The sequence below is a fragment of the Pseudomonas sp. R4-35-07 genome, assembly GCF_003852235.1.
Taxonomy (GTDB): domain Bacteria; phylum Pseudomonadota; class Gammaproteobacteria; order Pseudomonadales; family Pseudomonadaceae; genus Aquipseudomonas.
Genome location: NZ_CP027732.1, coordinates 5,293,238 through 5,311,515 on the forward strand (window position 1 = coordinate 5,293,238; position 18,278 = coordinate 5,311,515).

General features: G+C 61.3%; 19 protein-coding genes. 6 read left to right on the forward strand and 13 right to left on the reverse strand.

Annotated elements, in window-relative coordinates; translation table 11 throughout:
* The first annotated feature begins 149 nt into the window (after positions 1-149).
* From pqqA to pqqE, 5 genes are all read left to right on the forward strand, one after another.
* Entirely contained in the window at positions 150-224 is a 75-nt protein-coding gene (gene pqqA / locus C4J89_RS24260) for a pyrroloquinoline quinone precursor peptide PqqA (RefSeq protein WP_003194766.1), read from the forward strand.
* A 71-nt stretch (positions 225-295) separates the two neighbouring features.
* The gene (gene pqqB / locus C4J89_RS24265) at positions 296-1,207 is read left to right on the forward strand and encodes a pyrroloquinoline quinone biosynthesis protein PqqB (protein WP_078739427.1); all 912 of its coding nucleotides are present in this window, start codon (positions 296-298) and stop codon (positions 1,205-1,207) included.
* Positions 1,208-1,216: 9 nt separating this feature from the next.
* Positions 1,217-1,969 (forward strand): pyrroloquinoline-quinone synthase PqqC, encoded by a 753-nt coding sequence (gene pqqC, locus C4J89_RS24270; protein ID WP_124415738.1) that lies wholly within the window; start codon positions 1,217-1,219, stop codon positions 1,967-1,969.
* Positions 1,966-2,241, forward strand: coding sequence for a pyrroloquinoline quinone biosynthesis peptide chaperone PqqD (gene pqqD, locus C4J89_RS24275; protein WP_124364667.1), 276 nt, complete (start codon positions 1,966-1,968; stop codon positions 2,239-2,241). Before pqqC ends, pqqD begins: the two co-directional genes overlap by 4 nt.
* Positions 2,183-3,364: a pyrroloquinoline quinone biosynthesis protein PqqE gene (gene pqqE, locus C4J89_RS24280; RefSeq protein ID WP_124364668.1), complete on the forward strand. Its 1,182-nt coding sequence runs from the start codon at positions 2,183-2,185 to the stop codon at positions 3,362-3,364. The genes pqqD and pqqE overlap by 59 nt, the downstream gene beginning before the upstream one ends.
* Before the next feature lie 5 nt (positions 3,365-3,369).
* Here pqqE and C4J89_RS24285 read toward each other — a convergent pair whose 3' ends face one another.
* From C4J89_RS24285 to C4J89_RS24300, 4 genes are all read right to left on the reverse strand, one after another.
* Positions 3,370-3,528: a YqaE/Pmp3 family membrane protein gene (locus C4J89_RS24285; protein WP_003194776.1), complete on the reverse strand. Its 159-nt coding sequence runs from the start codon at positions 3,526-3,528 to the stop codon at positions 3,370-3,372.
* A 93-nt stretch (positions 3,529-3,621) separates the two neighbouring features.
* Positions 3,622-3,942, reverse strand: a complete 321-nt coding sequence (locus tag C4J89_RS24290) for a DNA-binding transcriptional regulator (RefSeq protein ID WP_124415739.1) — start codon at positions 3,940-3,942, stop codon at positions 3,622-3,624.
* On the reverse strand, positions 3,926-4,093 hold the full coding sequence (locus tag C4J89_RS24295; RefSeq protein WP_124415740.1) for a type II toxin-antitoxin system RelE/ParE family toxin: 168 nt from the start codon (positions 4,091-4,093) through the stop codon (positions 3,926-3,928). Before C4J89_RS24295 ends, C4J89_RS24290 begins: the two co-directional genes overlap by 17 nt.
* A gap of 190 nt (positions 4,094-4,283) precedes the next feature.
* Positions 4,284-5,546 carry an aspartate aminotransferase family protein gene (locus tag C4J89_RS24300; protein WP_124415741.1) on the reverse strand — a complete coding sequence of 421 codons (1,263 nt, stop codon included), beginning with the start codon at positions 5,544-5,546 and terminating at the stop codon, positions 4,284-4,286.
* A gap of 209 nt (positions 5,547-5,755) precedes the next feature.
* Between C4J89_RS24300 and C4J89_RS24305 the strand changes: the two genes are divergently transcribed.
* A complete protein-coding gene (locus C4J89_RS24305; protein ID WP_124415742.1) occupies positions 5,756-6,655 on the forward strand; it encodes a LysR family transcriptional regulator in 900 nt (299 codons plus the stop codon).
* A gap of 227 nt (positions 6,656-6,882) precedes the next feature.
* Here C4J89_RS24305 and C4J89_RS24310 read toward each other — a convergent pair whose 3' ends face one another.
* The 9 genes from C4J89_RS24310 to bioF all read right to left on the reverse strand — a co-directional run bounded on the left by C4J89_RS24310 (position 6,883) and on the right by bioF (position 18,206).
* The gene (locus C4J89_RS24310) at positions 6,883-8,661 is read right to left on the reverse strand and encodes an acyl-CoA dehydrogenase C-terminal domain-containing protein (protein WP_124364671.1); all 1,779 of its coding nucleotides are present in this window, start codon (positions 8,659-8,661) and stop codon (positions 6,883-6,885) included.
* Between the two features lie 138 nt (positions 8,662-8,799).
* On the reverse strand, positions 8,800-10,569 hold the full coding sequence (locus C4J89_RS24315; protein ID WP_124415743.1) for an acyl-CoA dehydrogenase C-terminal domain-containing protein: 1,770 nt from the start codon (positions 10,567-10,569) through the stop codon (positions 8,800-8,802).
* A gap of 89 nt (positions 10,570-10,658) precedes the next feature.
* Positions 10,659-11,948, reverse strand: a complete 1,290-nt coding sequence (locus tag C4J89_RS24320; protein WP_124364673.1) for a diguanylate cyclase — start codon at positions 11,946-11,948, stop codon at positions 10,659-10,661.
* Between the two features lie 345 nt (positions 11,949-12,293).
* Complete coding sequence (locus C4J89_RS24325; protein WP_124364674.1) at positions 12,294-14,099, reverse strand: phenylacyl-CoA dehydrogenase; 1,806 nt, start codon at positions 14,097-14,099, stop codon at positions 12,294-12,296.
* Positions 14,100-14,430: 331 nt separating this feature from the next.
* Positions 14,431-14,712 carry a pyrroloquinoline quinone biosynthesis protein PqqE gene (locus C4J89_RS24330; RefSeq protein ID WP_124364675.1) on the reverse strand — a complete coding sequence of 94 codons (282 nt, stop codon included), beginning with the start codon at positions 14,710-14,712 and terminating at the stop codon, positions 14,431-14,433.
* A gap of 106 nt (positions 14,713-14,818) precedes the next feature.
* Positions 14,819-15,499, reverse strand: coding sequence for a dethiobiotin synthase (gene bioD / locus C4J89_RS24335; protein WP_124415744.1), 681 nt, complete (start codon positions 15,497-15,499; stop codon positions 14,819-14,821).
* Positions 15,496-16,308, reverse strand: coding sequence for a malonyl-ACP O-methyltransferase BioC (bioC, locus tag C4J89_RS24340; RefSeq protein ID WP_124415745.1), 813 nt, complete (start codon positions 16,306-16,308; stop codon positions 15,496-15,498). The genes bioD and bioC overlap by 4 nt, the downstream gene beginning before the upstream one ends.
* On the reverse strand, positions 16,301-17,032 hold the full coding sequence (locus C4J89_RS24345; RefSeq protein WP_124415746.1) for an alpha/beta fold hydrolase: 732 nt from the start codon (positions 17,030-17,032) through the stop codon (positions 16,301-16,303). The genes bioC and C4J89_RS24345 overlap by 8 nt, the downstream gene beginning before the upstream one ends.
* Complete coding sequence (bioF, locus tag C4J89_RS24350) at positions 17,025-18,206, reverse strand: 8-amino-7-oxononanoate synthase (protein ID WP_124415747.1); 1,182 nt, start codon at positions 18,204-18,206, stop codon at positions 17,025-17,027. The genes C4J89_RS24345 and bioF overlap by 8 nt, the downstream gene beginning before the upstream one ends.
* Positions 18,207-18,278: the final 72 nt, after the last annotated feature.

An 18,278-nucleotide genomic window follows, 5' to 3' on the forward strand; every position in this document is an offset into this window, starting at 1 on the left:
ACCGTGCAACAGGCTTTTTCTTTCGGGACAGCGCTAACTTGAAAAGAATTGCGTAATATTCCCACGCAATATCTGAACATCTCCCATGGGAGGTGGACTATATGTACTACTTGGTAGTGAACATCCCGTCCCTTGATAGGAGTATGAATATGACCTGGTCCAAACCTGCTTACACTGATTTGCGCATCGGTTTCGAAGTCACCATGTACTTCGCCAGCCGTTAATCCGCTGGGTAATACAACGCCTCGGTTCGCCCGGGGCGTTTTTGTTTTGAGCTGTGCTTGATGGAGCGATCATGTTTGTCCAGATTCTAGGTTCCGCCGCCGGCGGCGGCTTCCCGCAGTGGAACTGCAACTGCGTGAATTGCGCAGGTTTTCGTGATGGTAGCCTGCGGGCCCAGGCGCGGACCCAGTCGTCCATCGCGATTTCCGATGATGGTGTGAATTGGGTACTGTGCAACGCATCACCGGATATCCGCGCACAACTGCAAGGGTTTGCGCCGATGCAACCGGGCCGCGCCCTGCGTGACACCGGCATCAGCGCGATCATCCTGATGGACAGTCAGATCGACCACACCACCGGCCTGCTGAGCCTGCGCGAGGGTTGCCCGCACCAGGTGTGGTGCACCGACATGGTCCATGAAGACCTGAGCACCGGTTTCCCGCTGTTCACCATGCTTACTCACTGGAACGGCGGCCTGGCCTGGAACCGTATTGAGCTGGACGCCAGCTTCACTATCCCGGCCTGCCCCAACCTGCGCTTCACGCCACTGCCGCTGCGCAGCGCCGCCCCGCCGTATTCGCCGCACCGCTTCGACCCGCACCCAGGCGACAACATCGGCCTGATCGTCGAAGACCTGCGCACTGGTGGCAAACTGTTCTACGCCCCAGGCCTGGGCAAGGTCGACGCGCCGCTGCTGGACATCATGGCCGGCAGCGACTGCCTGCTGGTGGACGGCACGATGTGGGACGACGACGAAATGCAGCGCCGTGGCGTCGGCACCCGCACCGGCCGCGAAATGGGCCACCTGGCGCAAAATGGCCCTGGCGGCATGCTCGAAGTGCTGGAACAGTTGCCCGAGCAGCGCAAAGTGCTTATCCACATCAACAACACCAACCCGATCCTCGATGAAGATTCCCCCGAGCGAGCCGAGCTGGTGCGGCGTAATGTCGAAGTAGCCTACGACGGCATGAGCATCGAGTTGTAGGAGACTCATATGACTGATACACCGATGACCCCTGAAGCATTCGAACACGCCCTGCGCGCCAAAGGCGCCTTCTATCACATCCACCACCCGTATCACGTGGCGATGTACGAAGGCCGCGCCACCCGCGAGCAGATCCAGGGCTGGGTCGCCAACCGCTTCTACTATCAGGTGAACATTCCCCTCAAGGACGCGGCGATCCTGGCCAACTGCCCGGACCGTGAAATCCGTCGCGAATGGATCCAGCGCCTGCTCGACCACGATGGCGCGCCCGGAGAAGACGGCGGCATCGAAGCCTGGCTGCGCCTGGGCCAAGCCGTCGGTCTCGACCCGGACCAACTGCGCTCCCAGGAACTGGTATTGCCCGGCGTACGCTTTGCGGTAGACGCCTACGTCAACTTCGCCCGCCGCGCCAGTTGGCAAGAAGCCGCCAGCAGCTCCTTGACCGAACTGTTCGCGCCGCAGATCCACCAGTCGCGCCTCGACAGTTGGCCGCAGCATTACCCGTGGATCGACCCGGCCGGCTACGAATACTTCCGCACCCGCCTGGGCCAGGCCCGTCGCGACGTGGAACACGGGTTGGCGATCACCCTGCAGCACTACACCACCCGTGAAGGCCAGGAGCGCATGCTGGAAATTCTCCAGTTCAAACTGGACATCCTGTGGAGCATGCTTGACGCCATGAGCATGGCCTACGAACTGAACCGCCCGCCATACCACAGCGTGACCGAGCAGCGGGTGTGGCATAAAGGGATCATCCTATGAGCTTTGATCGCAGCAAAAAACCGACCTGGCGCCCGGGTTACCGCTTCCAGTATGAGCCCGCGCAGAAAGGCCATGTGCTGCTTTACCCGGAAGGCATGATCAAGCTCAACGACAGCGCCGCGCTGATTGGTGGCTTGATTGACGGTGAGCGCGACGTGGCGGCCATCATCGCCGAGCTGGACCGGCAATTTCCCGGCGTGCCGGAACTCGGTGATGACATCGAGCAATTCATGGAGGTCGCCCGTGCCGAGCACTGGATCACCCTTGCCTGAAAAACCCGCCATCGGCCTGCCGCTGTGGCTGCTCGCCGAGCTGACTTACCGCTGCCCGCTGCAGTGCCCGTACTGCTCCAACCCGCTGGATTTTGCCGAGCAGGGCAAGGAGCTGAGCACCGAGCAATGGATCAAGGTCTTTCGCGAAGCCCGCGAAATGGGCGCCGCCCAGCTCGGGTTTTCCGGCGGTGAACCGCTGGTGCGGCAGGACCTCGCCGAACTGATCTTCGAAGCGCGCAAGCTGGGGTTCTATACCAACCTGATCACCTCAGGCATTGGCCTGACCGAACAGAAGATCAGTGATTTCAAAAAGGCCGGCCTGGACCATATCCAGATCAGCTTCCAGGCCAGCGACGAACAGGTCAACAACCTGCTGGCCGGCTCGAAAAAAGCCTTCGCGCAAAAGCTCGAAATGGCTCGGGCGGTGAAAGCCCACGGTTACCCGATGGTGCTGAACTTCGTCACCCATCGGCATAACATCGACAAGATCGACCGCATTATCGAGCTGTGCATTGCCCTTGAGGCGGATTTTGTCGAGCTTGCCACCTGCCAGTTCTACGGCTGGGCGCAGCTCAATCGTGTGGGGTTATTGCCGACCAGGGAACAACTGGTACGCGCCGAACGCATCACCAACGAATACCGCGCCAAGCTCGAAGCCGAAGGCCACCCGTGCAAGCTGATTTTCGTGACGCCGGATTACTATGAAGAACGCCCGAAAGCCTGCATGAATGGCTGGGGCAGTATTTTTCTGACAGTGACACCGGACGGTACCGCCCTGCCCTGTCATGGTGCCCGACAAATGCCGGTGCAGTTTCCCAATGTGCGCGACCACAGCATGCAACACATCTGGTACGACTCGTTCGGCTTCAACCGTTTTCGCGGCTACGACTGGATGCCCGAGCCGTGCCGTTCATGCGATGAGAAGGAAAAGGACTTCGGCGGCTGCCGTTGCCAGGCCTTCATGCTCACGGGGGATGCGAGCAACGCCGACCCGGTGTGCAGCAAGTCCGAGCAGCACGGCATCATCCTTCAAGCGCGGGAAGAAGCCGAACACGCCACCCAGACCATCGAGCAACTGGCGTTTCGCAATGAGCGCAATTCGCGCCTCATCGCCAAAGGCTGAGGGTCTCAGCGCTTGGCGATGATGTACACCGCGTGAATGATGCCGGGGAAGTAACCGCACAGGGTCAGCAGAATGTTCAGCCAGAACGCGCCGCCGAAGCCTACTTGCAGGAACACACCCAGTGGCGGCAGCAGAATGGCGATGATGATACGAATGATGTCCATGGGTCAGCTCCAGAAAATCGGCTCGTGTGAGCCGTGTAGCTAATCGACCTTGGCGCTTCGTGAGGGTTCAGTGGGTTCTGGCGTTGGGCCATCTCACGCCAGAATCTGCAGGCCATGCTTTTGAACGATGCTCAACAACTTGAGCGCCATGCCGCTGGGTTGTTTTTCGCCGGATTCCCACTGCTTTACTGTCGAGGCGCTGGTGTTCAGGTAGCGAGCGAACACCGGTTGGCTAACGTGGCTGCTTTCACGCAAGTGTTTGATCTGCTCGGCTAGCATTTGTGCAGGAACCGATGCCAAACACGATTCGTCGAACTCACGAAGCGTGGTTTTGCCAATGGCACCAATTGTAAAAAGCGCTTCGGCAGATTGGTGAATGGACTCAAGCGCCTCACTTTTATATTTTCTGGTCATGATATATCTCCACAAACTCTGTTAGATCCGGCAATTGCTGAATCTGAGCATCGTTTAAATTTTCATAGATCTTCGCCAGCGACCGAAACCCATCCAGTTCACTCTGACTGATATTGCTCTGACTCTGCTTGGCGAACAGGAATTGGTACATCCAGTAAGAAGAGGAGCACTGAGTGCCCCCATCGACAATCCTTGCCGAAGCCCGCTAAAAAGCCACTATTTCCAATGACGCACAAGCAACCTTTCCAGTCTAAAAATTACGCACGCAAAAAAACGCCCCCAGCCAAAAGAATCAGGCTGGAGGCGCCGCGTATCCCGCGAGACGGTTCAGGAAGTCGAGGTCAGACAGCGATGCCCTTGCGGCATTGCAGTTGGGCGGTACGTACCCGAGAGAAGGCGCGGGCAAGGCGCAGAAGCATTTCGTCGATGTGGTTTCTGCTGACATTCAGGGCGGGGGTAAAGCGCAGACAATCAGGCTGCGTAGCGGTGAGGATCAGACCTTCGTGCAGCGCGGCCTTTACCACCGCAGCCGCAGAATCGTCCGACAGCGTGAGGCCCCATAGCAGACCGTTGCCGCGCAATTGTCCGTGTTCATAACGGTGGGCCAGGCGCGCGAGGCCTTCTGCCAGGTAGTGGCCGGATTCGCGTACCTGTTCGAAAAAGCCGCTGGCCAACACGGCATCGAGTACCGCACTACCCGCTGACGCCATCAGCGCATTGCCGTGATGCGTGCCGTCCAGCTCGCCCGCTTCGAAACAACAGGCTGTGCCGCGCGCCAGCAACGCCGCCAGGGGCACGCCACCGCCCAGGCCTTTGCCGAGGGTAATGATGTCGGCGCGTACGCCGTATTGCTGTTCGGCGAGCAGGCTGGCGCAGCGGCCGATGCCGGTTTGCACTTCGTCAAGAATCAGCAGGATGCCCAGCTCGCGGCACAGACGTTCGACGCCTTTGAGGTAGTGTTCGGTGGCGGGAATGACACCCGCGGCGCTCTGGATTGGCTCCAGCATGATGGCGACGGTGTGCGCATCGACGGCGGCGTGCAGCGCCGGCAGATCGTTGAACGGCACATGGCTGAAGCCCGGCAGTTGCGGTTCGAAACGGTTTTCGCAGGCACCTGCCGAAGCCGACAAGGCCGCGAAACTGCGGCCATGGCAGCCGTTGCCTGCCGTGATGATGTGGTAAGCGCCGCCGCGATGCAGTTGGCCCCATTTGCGCGCCAGCTTGATGGCGGCTTCAGAGGCTTCCGCACCGCTGTTGAGCAGGTACGCCTGATCGCTGCCGGTGTGATGGCACAGGCGATCAACCAGGTCGAGCTGAGCCCGGTTGTGCAGGCCCATCCCAGGGTTGATCACGCTTTGCATCTGCTCGGCAATCGCGTCGCGCACGACTTGTGGACTGTGACCGAGGCTATTGGCGCCGCTGCCTTGGCTGAAATCCAAGTAGGCACGGCCGTCGCTGTCCGACAGCCAGGCGCCTTGACCCTGGACGAACACCTCGGCGGGGCGGGTGGCAGACGGCATCAGACAATGGCTGGAAAAATCACGATGCGGATCATGAAGCACCAGGTCGTCAAGGCTAGGCGCGGCGCGCCGGAACAGGTTCACAGTTCACCTCTGACAGCAAGCGGACCTTGGTCGGTACCGGATGCAAGCTCGGTGCTGAGGTGTGTTGCCTTTCCTATGTAAACGCCATTACCAAAAACGTTATTCATTGCTCGATCCGGCCCTGCAAGCCCTGCGAATAGGCGCTAGACTAGGCGTCTCAAGGGCCCACGGCCATTTCGATTTTTCAGCTTTTTCGATAAGCAAAACTTATGGATTTCAAGCAACTGCGTTATTTCGTCGCGGTTTACGAAGAAGGTCATGTAGGCCGTGCCGCCGAGCGTCTGTCGATCTCCCAGCCGGCCTTGTCGCAGCAGGTTCGCCAACTGGAACAGAACCTGGACGTGAGCCTGTTCGAGCGCAGCAGCAAACGCCTGCTCCCTACGCTGGCAGCACACACGTTATACAACCATGCCTTGCCCCTGATCGACGGCATGCAGCAAGCCGTGGAGGCGTTGCGCAACTTCAAAGGCCAGGCGATGCGCACCTTGGCCATCGGCGTGCTGCAAACCGTGCACACCAGCCTAGTGCCGCAGATGCTCGAGCGAGTGCGCAAGGCCCAACCTCACCTGGTGGTGCAGATCTACGAATTGACCGGGCTGGAAATCGAACGCCGGCTGCTCAACGGCTCGCTGGACATCGGTATCAGCTACCTGCCAACGCGTCAGCCGGGCCTGCATGGCGTGTTGTTGTATGAAGATGAATTGAAGGTGGTCATCCCTGAGCAGCATCCCTTGCGGGAATTCAAGAAGGTCTCGCTGAAACAGGCAGCCGAGTTGCCCATGTTGCTATTGGGCGAGGAATTTCAGGTGCGCCAGATCTGGCAGGCCCAGTTGGCCAACCTGGGCCGGCGCCCGCAGGTGCAGGCGGAGCTCAATACCATGGTGGGGATTCTCGACAGCTTGCCCCACACCCAGTTGGCCACTGTGCTACCGGGGCGCTCACAGGACGAACACAACAGCCAGTCGTTGCTGTGGAAACCATTGAGCGAACCCAGGGTACCGTTGAAAGTCGGATTGGTGTGCCGTGACGTGCAGCGCCAGCAAGCGACGGTGGCATTGCTGCTCACGTTGCTGGAAGACGTGATGAATGCCCCGCAGGCAGGCGCCTGACTTTTTCGCGGGCAAAAGAAAACCCCGCCGAAGCGGGGCTTTGCAGACTGTTTCCCTGACATCCATTTCACTCCGCCATCCTGGCAGAATCCTACGTGTCCGTGTTGTTGCTTTGCGCTTCCTGCGCGACGTCCATGTGAAGTAGATTATCCGTGGATCCAATATGGCGATAGAGGACGATTAGCAGCACGTCATGTAAGAGAATGCTTACAAGCGCGCCTCGCCCCCTAGAACAGCGCTTCATCCATCAGGAACAGCGATTCGCTACCGGCTTTTACCGACGCACTCAACGAGTGAATGCGTGGCAACAGGCGCGCAAAGTAGAAGCGCGCAGTGCCCAGCTTGCTGGCATAGAAATCTTCTTCGGCCTCTTTGCCCAACGCGGCCTTGGCCATGCGCGCCCACATATAGGCGTACGCCATGTAACCGAACGCATGCAGGTATTCCACCGAGGCTGCGCCGATTTCATTCGGGTTGGTCTTGGCACGGTCCAGCACCCAGGCGGTCAGTTCATCCAGGTTATCCACCGCCGCGCCGAGCGGACGGGTGAACTCGCCCAATGCCTCGCCCGCAGTGGCGATGAACTGGCGGATCTCATCGGCGAACAAGGTGTAGAACGCGCCACCGCTGCCGACAATCTTGCGCCCCATCAAATCCAGCGCCTGGATACCATTGGTGCCTTCGTAGATCTGGGTGATGCGCACATCACGCACCAACTGCTCCTGGCCCCACTCGCGAATGTAGCCGTGGCCACCAAATACTTGCTGGCCGAGCACGGTGGTTTCCAGGCCCAGGTCCGTGAGGAATGCCTTGGCGACCGGCGTCAGCAACGCCACCAAGTTGTCGGCGCGCTCGCGGGCGGCGGCGTCTTCGCTGAACTTGGCGATGTCCAATTGCGTTGCGACGTAGGTGGAGAACGCACGGCCGCCTTCGTTCGCCGCCTTCATGGTCAGCAGCATGCGGCGCACGTCCGGGTGCACGATGATCGGGTCGGCGGGTTTTTCCTTGGCTTGTGCGCCCAATGGAGAGCGGCTCTGCAGCCGGTCGCGGGCATATTCAATTGCGTTCTGGTAGGAGCGTTCCCCGGAAGCCAGGCCCTGAATGCCCACCCCCAGGCGCTCGTAGTTCATCATGGTGAACATCGCCGCCAAGCCACGGTTAGGCTCACCCACCAGGTAACCCACCGCTTCGTCGAAGTTCATCACGCACGTCGCGGAGGCCTGGATGCCCATCTTGTGTTCGATCGAACCGCAGTTCACCGGGTTGCGTGCGCCGAGGCTGCCGTCGGCGTTCACCATGAACTTCGGTACCAGGAACAACGAGATACCTTTGGGGCCCGCCGGTGCATCCGGCAGTTTGGCCAGCACCAGGTGGATGATGTTTTCGGTCAGGTCGTGTTCGCCGCCGGTAATGAAAATCTTGGTGCCGCTGACTTTGTAGGAACCGTCCGCTTGCGGCTCGGCCTTGGTGCGAATCATGCCCAGGTCAGTGCCGGCATGGGCTTCGGTCAGGCACATGGAACCGGCCCACTCGCCGGAATACATCTTCGGCAGATAGGTGGCCTTGAGTTCCTCGCTGGCGTGGGTATTGATCGACACGCAAGCGCCCGAGGTCAACATCGGGTACAGGCCGAAAGCCAGGCTGGACGAGTTGATCATCTCTTCGACCTGTGCCGACACCGCCTTGGGCATGCCCATGCCGCCGTACACCGGGTCGCCACCCACACCAACCCAGCCGCCTTCGGCGTAAGTCGCGTAGGCCTGGGGGAAACCGTCCGGCGTAGTGACCGCACCGTCCGTCCAATGGCAACCTTGCTCATCGCCGCCACGGCTTAACGGCGCGATGGATTTGGCGGTGACCTTGCCGGCTTCTTCGAGGATCGCTTCAACGGTTTCGGCGTCAACCGTGTCTGCCAGGGCAGGCAATTGGGCCCACGTCGTGGCGACTTCAAAAACTTCGTTGAGGACGAAGCGCATATCACGCAACGGCGCTTTGTAATCAGCCATGGCAAACCTCGTGAGAAGGTGAAAAGTGATTCGATAGGATCGGTTTTACAGACTCCGAGTGTACCCGAACAACTTTTCAGACACATAGGGTCCGTTCGTGACCAATAAGTATTTATAAGTCACAACGACCCGTTCGGCCTATAGGGAAAACGCGCGCGCCGGTAAGCTCATCAGGCAGTCGCTGCCCGCCTCCACCGCAGCCCGGTGCATGGCGGTGCGTGGCAACAGGCGCTTGAAGTAAAAGTCGCAGGTCGCCAGTTTGCCCTGGGCAAACTCTGGCTCGTGGTGTGCCTGCGCCGCGATCGCCATGCGCAACCACAGGTAGGCAAGGATTATGTAGCCGCTGTACATCAGGTAATCCATGGCCGCCGCGCCCACTTCGTCGGGATTTTTCATCGCCGCCGTGCCGACCTTCAGGGTCAGCTCACCCCATTGCTGGTTCAACTGGTTGAGCTGCTCTACAGCGGCCTTGAGTTGTGCGTGCTCGGCATTGGCGACGCAGAACTTATGCACAATTCTGGTAAAGCCGCGCAGCAACTTGCCCTGGCTGCCCAGCACCTTGCGCCCCAGCAGGTCGAGGGCCTGGATACCGTTGGTGCCTTCATAGATCGGCGCAATCCGGGCATCCCGGACCAATTGCTCCATGCCCCACTCGCGAATGTAGCCATGGCCGCCGAATACCTGCATACCGTGGTTGGTCACCTCCAGCCCGGTTTCGGTCATAAAGGCTTTGCAGATCGGCGTGAGGAAGGCCAACAGGTCCTCGGCCTCTTGGCGCTGGCCGGCGTCGTCACTCAGGTGCGCCGTGTCGAGCAACTGGGCGGTGAAGTAGGTCAGCGCGCGATTACCTTCGTTGAAGGCTTTCATGGTCAGCAGCATGCGGCGTACGTCGGCATGCACGATGATCGGGTCGGCGGCTTTCTCCGGGGCCTTGGCGCCAGTCAACGAGCGCATTTGCAGGCGGTCGTTGGCGTATTTGATCGCGCCCTGGAAGCTCGCCTCGCCATTGCACAAGCCCTGCATCCCAGTGCCCAGGCGCGCGTGGTTCATCATGGTGAACATGCAGTTGAGGCCTTTGTTCGCCTCACCAATCAGGAAGCCCTTGGCGCCGTCGAAGTTCAGCACGCAGGTGGCCGAGGCCTTGATGCCCATCTTGTGCTCGATGGCGCCGCAGTGCACCGCGTTGCGTTCACCGGAGTCGGCATGGAACTTGGGCACGATAAACAACGAGATGCCTTTGGTGCCCGCCGGTGCATCCGGCAGTTTGGCCAGCACCAGATGGATGATGTTGGCACTCATGTCGTGCTCGCCGGCCGAGATGAAGATCTTGCTGCCCGTGACCGCATAACTGCCGTCGGCCGCAGGTACGGCGCGGGTCTTGATCAAGCCCAGGTCGGTGCCGCAGTGGGCTTCGGTCAGGCACATGGTGCCGGTCCATTCGCCAGCGGTGAGCTTGTGCAGGTAAGTGGCTTTCTGTTCGTCGGTGCCGTGGGCGTGGATCGCTGACATTGCACCGTGGGTCAGGCCTGGGTACATGCCCCAGGAGGTGTTGCTGGAGCCAATCATCTCGCTCAGCACCAGCCCCAGTGACTGCGGCAAGCCTTGGCCGCCGCAGGCCGGGTCTGCCGCCAGGCCATGCCAGCCGCCTTCCACGTACTGGGCGAAGGCTTCCTTGAAGCCCTTGGGCGTGGTCACCACACCCTGATCAAAATGACAGCCCTCTTCATCGCCGCTGCGATTGAGCGGCGCGAGTACGTTCTCGCAGAACTTCGCGCCCTCTTCGAGAATTGCATTGACCATGTCGGGGCTGGCGTCCGTCGCGCCCAGGGCCGCGTAATGGCCGTGGAAGTCGAACACGTTGTCGATCAGAAAGCGCATGTCGCGCAGGGGAGCTTTGTATTCAGGCATGGCAATGTCTCCGGCGGCAGATAGTTCAACCTACTGCCGGCCAACGCCCCGGACAATCACTGTAGCGCTGCTGAATACAGCACCATTACTCAACCGGCAGCACGCTCCATACGCACCGCACCGCGACGGTTCTGCCCGGCCGCAATCACACAATTGCGCCCAGCGCCCTTGGCGGCATACAGCGCCTGGTCGGCGCACTTGAGCACTTCTTCAGCGCTGCGCTGCTCGGCCTGACGCTCGGCCACGCCGATGCTGACGGTCACCGACACACTCGAGGCGCCGCTGCCGGCTCGACGCTGGCGGCCTTGATGGTCATCAGGCGGGCGGTCCGGGTTGCGCAACTTGATCGCATAGTTGGCGATGATCTCGCGAATTTCCTCCAAGTGGGGCAGGCATTCATCCAGGCTCTTACCGGCGAACACCACGGCAAACTCTTCCCCGCCGTAACGATAAGCACGCCCACCACCGTTGACCTTGGACAGCTTGCTCGCCACCAGGCGCAACACCTGGTCACCCACGTCATGGCCATGGGTGTCGTTGAAACGCTTGAAGTGGTCGACGTCGCCCATCGCCAGCACGTAGTTGCGCCCCAGCCGCTGCATGCGCTCGTTAAGGGCGCGGCGCCCCGGCAAGCCGGTCAGCTCATCGCGAAACGCCATTTGATACGCCTCGTGCGCCACACCGGCAGCGATCATCAGCATGACCTGGCTGCACATGATGTTGAGGGTAAACGGCAGGATGAAGGTTTGCGGCAGCATCCAGAACATCCCCAGCAACCCCACCAGTTGCGCGGCGTGCAGCGGGCGCGGCTGATACCAGTACTGGGCGGCCAGGGTGAGAAAGCCGATCAGAAACATCGGGTATGACAGCTGGATCAGGCTCATCCAGGCGCCATGCAGCACCGGCCAGCGAATTTCAGCCAACCAGTCCAGCACGCCCTGGGGATAACTTTGCTCCAGCGCCAGCGCCACGCTGCCGACGGCAAGCAACACCGCGCAACGTGCGACGAAGTCGCGGAACAGGTGGGTCTTTTCCTGCCACAGCGCATACACGCTGAACAACAAGGGCAGCAGCAGGCAGCACAGGTGAAACACCACGGCGGCGTCTTCGCGCACGCGGCCATTATCGCGGTAGAAATCGGTCTGGGTGTCGAGCAGGAAATAAGCGACATACACCGTGATCATCAGGAACAGCTCACGCTGGCGCCGATACACCGCGCAGTACGCACCGCCGAGCAACAGCACCAAGGTTGGCAGCACGTTGAACAGCGAGGTGAAGAAGACGTTGAGGTCTTTGAGATACGCAGCCGAGAGCCCGGCCAGCAACAGCAGCAACGAGGGCAGGAAATGGCTGAACCGTACAGCAGACACGCGTGACAAGGGTAAAACTCCGACCCGCAAAAAATGATGGCATAGTGCCTCTGCGCGACCAGTTAACCACAACTCGTCCGGCATGTATCACATTGCCATCACTGTAACGGCACGGTCCGGTAATCCCTTAATGCCAGGGTGCAATTTTTATAGTCGACAGTGACCGAATGTGGGAGGGGGCTTGCTCCCGATAGCGGTGTATCAGTCAACCCCTTTGTAGCTGACCCACCGCTATCGGGAGCAAGCCCCCTCCCACAGGGGATCGCATTAACACTCTCAGGCTCGTGGCATTACAACTGGCGAAAAAAAACCGCCGCCCCTTAGGGCGGCGGTTTTGGAAGATCCCGGTGCAGCTTAGTAAGCCAGGCCGAAGTCTTCTTCTTTCATGTCCATCAGGTTGCTGGCGCCCGACAGCATGGTTGCCACGTGGGTGCGGGTACGCGGCAGGATGCGCTGGAAGTAGAAGCGCGCGGTCTGCAGCTTGGCGGTGTAGAACGCCTCTTCGGTGGTGCCAGCAGCCAGTTTTTCAGCGGCCAGGCGGGCCATGTCGGCCCAGAAGTAAGCCAGGCACGCGTAACCGGAGTACATCAGGTAGTCCACCGAGGCGGCACCGACTTCTTCACGGTCTTTCATCGCGGCCATGCCGACCTTCATGGTCAACTCGCCCCACTCTTTGTTCAGCGCCGCCAGCGGTGTAACGAACTCTTTGACCGCGTCATTGCCTTCGTTGGCCTGGCAGAACTTGTGGACGATCTTGGTGAAGCCCTTCAGCGCTTCGCCTTGGGTCATCAGCACTTTACGACCGAGCAGGTCCAGCGCCTGAATGCCGGTGGTGCCTTCGTACAGCATCGAAATACGGCTGTCGCGAACGTTCTGCTCCATGCCCCACTCAGCGATGAACCCGTGGCCGCCGTAGATCTGCACGCCGTGGTTGGCGGACTCGAAACCGACTTCGGTCATGAACGCCTTGGCGATCGGGGTCATGAAGGCCAGCAGGCCATCAGCCTGTTTCTTGGCTTCGTCATCGGTGCCGTACTTGACGATGTCCACTTGCTTGGCGGTGAAGTACACCATCGCACGGTTGCCTTCGGCGAAGGCTTTCATGGTCAGCAGCATGCGGCGTACGTCGGGGTGCACGATGATCGGGTCGGCGGCTTTTTCCGGCGCTTTCGGGCCGGTCAGGGAGCGCATCTGCAAGCGATCACGCGCATATTTGAGGCCGCCCTGAAAGCCGATTTCGGCGTGGGCCAGGCCTTGCAGCGCAGTCCCCAGACGCGCGGTGTTCATAAAGGTGAACATGCAGTTCAGGCCTTTGTTCGCCGGGCCGATCAGGTAACCGGTAGCCGCGTCGAAGTTCATCACGCAGGTGGCGTTGCCGTGGATACCCATCTTGTGCTCCAGGGAGCCACAGGTCACCGCGTTGCGCTCGCCCACCGAACCATCGGCGTTGGGCAGGAACTTGGGCACGATGAACAACGAGATACCTTTGGTGCCAGCCGGTGCATCCGGCAGGCGCGCCAGGACGATGTGGACGATGTTGTCGGCCATGTCGTGTTCACCGGCCGAGATGAAGATCTTGGTGCCGGAGACTTTGTAGGAACCGTCAGCCTGGGGTTCGGCCTTGGTGCGCAGCATGCCCAGATCGGTGCCGCAGTGCGGCTCGGTCAGGCACATGGTGCCGGTCCACTCGCCCGAGACCAGTTTGGTCAGGTAGGCGTCTTGCTGCTCGGGCGTGCCGTGCTCGGAAATGGTGTTCATCGCGCCATGGGACAGGCCTGGGTACATGCCCCACGACCAGTTGGCTTCGCCGACCATTTCACTCACCGCCAGGCCCAGGGACTCCGGCAGACCTTGGCCGCCGTGCGCTACATCGTGAGCCAGGCTCGGCCAGCCGCCTTCGACGAACTGTTTGTAGGCTTCTTTGAAACCTGCTGGGGTTTTAACGCCTGACTCGCTCCAGGTACACCCTTCGATGTCACCCACGCGGTTCAACGGTGCCAGCACTTGCTCACAGAACTTGGCGCCTTCTTCCAGAATGGCGTCGACCATGTCCGGCGTAGCGTCCTGGCAAGCCGGCAGGCTCTGATAGTGCGCTTCATAGCCGAGCAGTTCGTCACGCACGAAGCGAATATCACGCAAGGGGGCCTTGTAGTCAGGCATAGCGATAAACCTCTGCTGATGTATCTGGGATGAACAACCGCGTGGATGTGTGATGGCGGTCAAACAGGTGTTTGAAACATACGTTTACGACCTGGGGTTGTCAAGCGTCGGCCCGATGCCGTTTGTCTTGATGCGGGTCAATGGCAGGCACGGCGAAGCCTGTGGCGGGTTGCCACAGCTCAAGAAGTGTAGGAGTTCGGCGGGAGGGCACGGAACACATGTGGGAGGGGGCTTGCTCCCGATGGCGGTGCATCAGTCAAATAGCTATCGACTGATAGACCTCTATCGGGAGCAAGCCCCCTCCCACATTGTGAAGTGCATTCAGCGTGAATCAGGCGTAGGTATCGATCAACGTACCGAGCATTTCGTCCGAAGCCTTGGCAACTTTTGCCCCCAGCTCCACTTGAAACTTGCCCTGGGCCATTTCGACCATATTGCTCGCCGAATTGGATGCCTGGGCACGATCGTTGGCTTGCAGACGGTCGCTCTGCGCGGCCGATGGCTGGGTGGTCGCGGCGCTGGCAATGTTGCCGGCGGCCTGGTCGACACGGCTCTGCCCGGCCTGAATAGTGCTCAGGCCCGAATAAAACGCGCTGCTTCCAGAGATTTCCATGGCGCAAGCCTGCCTTTAGAGAATCGTGATGGCCAATTGAACCAGACATCCTGGCAAAAGGCCCGCTAAAAACACTAATGGCATATTGCCTTAGCGATAGCCAAAATCAGTCAAGCAGGTCCATTTCCAGGTAGGCGGCCACCGCGCCTGCCCCGGCGTGCTTGAGTTTGGGTACTCGCCCCAGGCAAGGCGCCGGCAAACGCTCGGCCAAGGTGGCGAGGTTCTCTTCCAGACGAGAGGTCTTCGGATCGATGATATTGGCCACCCAACCGGCCAGCGACAGACCATCTCGTGCGATCGCTTCGGCCGTGAGCAACGCGTGGCTGATACACCCCAGCCGCACCCCCACCACCAGAATCACCGGCAGCTTGAGCGCAATGGCCAGGTCCGACAGATTGGCCTGGTCGGCCAGGGGCACACGCCAACCGCCCGCGCCTTCGATCAACGTGAAGTCCGCTTGGTGCGCCAGGATCCGTTGCATCGGCTTGAGCAGCGACTGCACCGTGAGCGCGACACCTGCCTCACGGGCGGCCAGATGCGGTGCAATCGCCGGTTCGAACGCCACCGGGTTGACCTCGGCATACGTCAAGGGCAACGAACATTCGGCGAGCAGCGCCAGGGCATCGGCATTGCGCAACCCCTTGGGCGTTACCTGGCAGCCCGAGGCCACGGGCTTTCCCGCCGCCGTGCTTTTGCCGGCTTGCCGCGCGGCATGCAGCAGGCCGGCAGCGATGGTGGTCTTGCCCACATCGGTGTCGGTACCGGTGATGAAATAAGCGGCGCTCATAGCGGTTTCTCCAGTACGGCGTACACCACCTGATAGGTGGCGGGCAGGCCGTGGGCCTGACGGAACTGCTCGTAAGCCTGGATCAATGCCGCGATTCGCGCACGGCCGGTCAACCCTCCCGGGCGCCCTGGGTTGAGGTTATGCGCGCCCAAGGCTTTCAATTCGTGGGTCAGGCTGCGTACGTCCGGGTAATGCAGTACATGGGCCCGCCGCTCCAGGCTCGCCACCCGAAAACCACTGGCGGCGCACAGCTGTTGATACGCCTCGAAGGTGCGGAAGCGGTTGACGTGAACCAGGCCATCCGCCGCGCGCCAGCTTTCGCGCAGCTCATCCAGCGTGCCCACGCACAGGCTGGCGAAGGCCAGCACGCCGCCCGGTTGCAGCACGCGAAACGCTTCACTGAGGACCGCATCGAAATTCGCACACCACTGCACCGCCAGGCTGGAGAAGATCAGCTCGAAGCTGTCGGCCTTCAGCGGCAGGCGTTCCGCATCCCCCGCGACGAAGTGCTGCGCGCCGCCCAAAGGCAGCGCATGGTTGAGCATGCCCTCGGCAATATCCAGCGCCGTGCCTTGGCCGGCCGGCAGGCGCTCAGCCAGTGCACGGCTGAAATAGCCCGTGCCGCAGCCCAGGTCGAGCCAGCGCTGGGGCGCGCGGCCCATCGGCAGCCGAGCGAGCAGTGCGTGCCCGACCGCCCGCTGCAACTCGGCCACGCTGTCGTAACTGGCGGCGGCTCGAGAGAACGACGCGGCCACCTGACGCTTGTCCGGCAAGGCGCCCGGCAGAGGAGGATGGGATAGATCAGTCATCAACGCACTCATGCAAAAAAGCCTGGATGGCCCCCGCCACACCGTGGGGGTCCTCCAGAAGAAAAGCGTGACCGGCCTGTTCAATCAGGCCGATTTCCACATCGGGCAGCAGCGCCAGCAAATCACTGGCGGCTTCGGCCGGCACCAGCCCGTCCTGACCGGCAAACAGGTGCAGCTGTGGCCCGCGAAAGGCCTGCAAGGCGGCGCGGGTGTCCAGTTGGGCGAGCAACTCCAGGCCGGGCATCAATACGCTGGGCGCAGTGTTCGGTGCCCCGCTGACCAGCAGCCGCGACAGCCCGCGTGGGTCGGCGGCGCCTTTGGCGCACAACAGGCCAAAGCGCTTGAGGGTGACCTGGGAATCCGCGTGGCAGCCGGCGAGGAACGCGTCGAATGTTTCAGCGGGCATGGCATGCGGCCAATCAGCGTGGGCGACAAAACACGGATTGCTCGCCAGGGTGAGCAAACCGCAGCAACGCTCGCCGCGTCGCGCCGCCAGCTCTGAGGCGAGCATGCCGCCGAGGGACCAGCCGCCGAGCCAGACATTGTCCGGCAGCGTGGCATCCAGTTCGTCGAGCCATTCGGCCAGTTCGCTGCCGTCCAGTGCCGGCAAGGGCTCGACCTGCACCTGCAGGTGTTCATTCAAGCCCTGCAACGCCGCAGCCAGCGGCTCCAGCGGCGACACCCCCAGGCCCCAGCCGGGCAGCAATACCAGTCGGTCACGCATGCTCGGGCTCCGTGGCGTTCAACAATCGGAAACATGCTTCCAACGCGTTTAACAATAGCTGCACCTGCGCCGCGCTGTGGGCCGCCGTCAATGTCACGCGCAAACGAGCACTGCCGGCGGGCACAGTGGGCGGGCGAATCGCGGTCACCATCAACCCGCGCTCGCGCAGCATGTGCGACAGGCGCAGGGCACGCGCGCTGTCGCCAATCAGGATCGGTTGGATCGGGGTAAAACTGTCCATCAGCGCCAGGCCGATCTGTTCGGCGCCCTGGCGAAACTGGCGGATCAACGCGTTGAGGTGCTCGCGTCGCCAGTGTTCGCTGCGCAGCAGCTCCAGGCTTTTCAGGGTGGCGCAGGCCAATGCCGGTGGCTGGCTCGTGGTGTAGATGTATGGACGGGCGAATTGGATCAGGCTTTCGATCAGTTCTTCACTGCCCGCCACAAAGGCCCCGGCGGTGCCGAACGCTTTGCCCAGGGTGCCGACCAGCACCGGCACGTCCTCCTGACTCAGGCCGAAATGTTCGACGATGCCCGCGCCATTGGCCCCCAGCGGGCCAAAGCCGTGGGCGTCATCCACCATCAACCAGGCACCTTTGGCCTTGGCTTCACGGGCCAGCGCCGGCAGATCGGCCAGGTCGCCATCCATGCTGAATACGCCATCGGTCACCACCAGCGTGTTACCGCAGGCTTTCTCCAGGCGCTTGGCCAGGCTGGCGGCATCGTTATGCAGGTAGCGGTTGAAACGCGCCCCCGACAACAAGCCGGCATCCAGCAACGACGCATGGTTGAGACGGTCTTCCAGCACCGTATCGCCCGGCCCCACCAACGCCGTGACCGCACCGAGGTTGGCCATGTAGCCGGTGGTAAACAGCAACGCACGCGGGCGCCCGGTCAGGTCGGCCAGTGCTTCTTCCAGCGCATGGTGCGGCGTGGCGTGGCCCACCACCAAGTGCGACGCACCACCGCCCACGCCCCAGCGGGACGCACCGGCGCGCCAGGCCTCGATCACCTGCGGATGGTTGGCCAGGCCCAGGTAGTCGTTATTGCAGAAGGCGAGCAGCGGCTTGCCGTCCACCACCACTTCCGGGCCCTGAGGGCTCTGCAGCAAGGGGCGTTGACGGTAAAGGTGTTCGGCACGGCGGGCAGCGAGGCGCGCGGCGAGATCGAAAGACATGCAGGGTCAACTCGGTCAAAACTGTGGGAGGGGGCTTGCTCCCGATGGCGGTATCTCAGTCAACATAAGTGC